This is a genomic window from Microcoleus sp. w1-18aA5 (assembly GCF_036701705.1).
Taxonomy (GTDB): Bacteria; Cyanobacteriota; Cyanobacteriia; order Cyanobacteriales; family Microcoleaceae; genus Microcoleus.
Genome location: NZ_JAUPTE010000171.1, coordinates 1 through 1,476, shown reverse-complemented (window position 1 = coordinate 1,476; position 1,476 = coordinate 1). Strand labels below are relative to the sequence as shown.

Below are 1,476 nucleotides of genomic sequence, written 5' to 3'. Positions count from 1 at the left end.
ATAGCTAGAATCGCAATCGCTATAATATCTTTGAGTAAGTGTTCTTTACTTCTTTCTATTCTGGGGTCTTTCAAATTTGGCAAAATGTTCTAAAAAACTGGCATTTAAAATATTCATTGAAGGCAATGAATCTGTTGGTTTTTGTTGGGAAGTTACAGCTTTACTAAAACCTCTTGCCATTGATAGCACCCCTAAACTACAACAAACTACGTTGAAATTTAGTCGATTTAACTGTAGCATATTTTGGGTTCCAGTTAAGATGCGTTTACCCTGGAGGCAATTGCCGTCCTTTTTAATATATGGGCAGGGCAGACATTACCGAGCACGCCAGGAGAATTGATGGCAATTGATGGTAAAAGTATCAAAAGCACAAGTGTTGGGGGTAATAGTTCTTACCAAAATTTTGTGAGCCTGGTTTCTGTGTACAGTCACAATCGCGGGTGGGTAGTCCGACATAAAGTCATGGAAAATCAGCAGCGAAGTGAAATCGAAGCTGTGGAGGAACTCGTGCAAGAACTTGCGGGTTCTCAAGTAGTAATTACTGCTGATGCACTGCACACTCAAAAAAAACTATTCAGTTAATTATTGATGGAGGTAATGACTACATAATTACTCTCAAAAAAAATCAATAAGCGTCTGTTTAAAATGGCTCAAAAATTGGTCGAATCTGTGGGTGCGAGCGATTCAGCTCAAATCTCAGAACGCTTGCATGGCCGCACCACAACTCGCTCTACTACAATTTATCCCGTATCTACTCAGTTATTACCAGCGTGGGCTGGTGTCAAACATATAATTGCTATCAAAAGAACTGGCAGTAGGTGGGAAGGCAAAAAAAGTCGTCGTCGGTTAGTTGATTTCCATGAAACGCATTATTATTTAAGTAGTAAGGATTGGTCGGCAAGCCAATTTGCGTCGGAAATTCGAGGACATTGGTTAACCCTCTTTTGTCACTCTACGCAGAGGAAAAGTAGAAATAAAGGATATTGAGGTTTTGAAAAATTGAACGAGTTAAATTATTGACAAGCATTTGAAGTTTAAAAAAGCCCTCGGATAACTTAGGAATATTAAAAACTTGTAGCCAAGGTTTAATAAAGTTAAATAGTACAAATGGTTGAAGTATTAAACGGAGGTTGTTAAGAATATTCTTCCACCCCTTTCCTCGATCCCACCCTGGATGTGATGAAAAATTAGATTCAGATTGTGGTGGTAATTTTAGCAGTTGTTCAGAGTGGAGACTAACCATCAAATAAGCGCTAAAAATAATTTCCCATTATTTTTCTGTTTGTGAATAATTAGTTAAGCGAAAATCTGCCCATCCTAATTCGTTTTTACTTTGCTTCAAACCATATTCTACCCTAGTTCTTAAACCATAAAAATTACCTACTTCTCTGGGTGTAACCTTGGGAAATTTACTCATTACATACCAAGTAGTGTTTTTGGGCAGCTCCTCTTTATCAGTTGTGATTTGCCAATATT

Annotated in this window: 1 protein-coding gene and 1 pseudogene; one reads left to right on the top strand and one right to left on the bottom strand. The window is 37.7% G+C overall.

The genetic code is table 11. The features are described from left to right. The first annotated feature begins 405 nt into the window (after window positions 1-405). Window positions 406-582 carry a hypothetical protein gene (locus tag Q5691_RS27520; RefSeq protein ID WP_333348408.1) on the top strand — a complete coding sequence of 59 codons (177 nt, stop codon included), beginning with the start codon at window positions 406-408 and terminating at the stop codon, window positions 580-582. Between the two features lie 370 nt (window positions 583-952). Here Q5691_RS27520 and Q5691_RS27515 read toward each other — a convergent pair. Then, window positions 953-1,476 (bottom strand): annotated as a pseudogene (locus tag Q5691_RS27515) (IS701 family transposase); the annotation flags it as partial.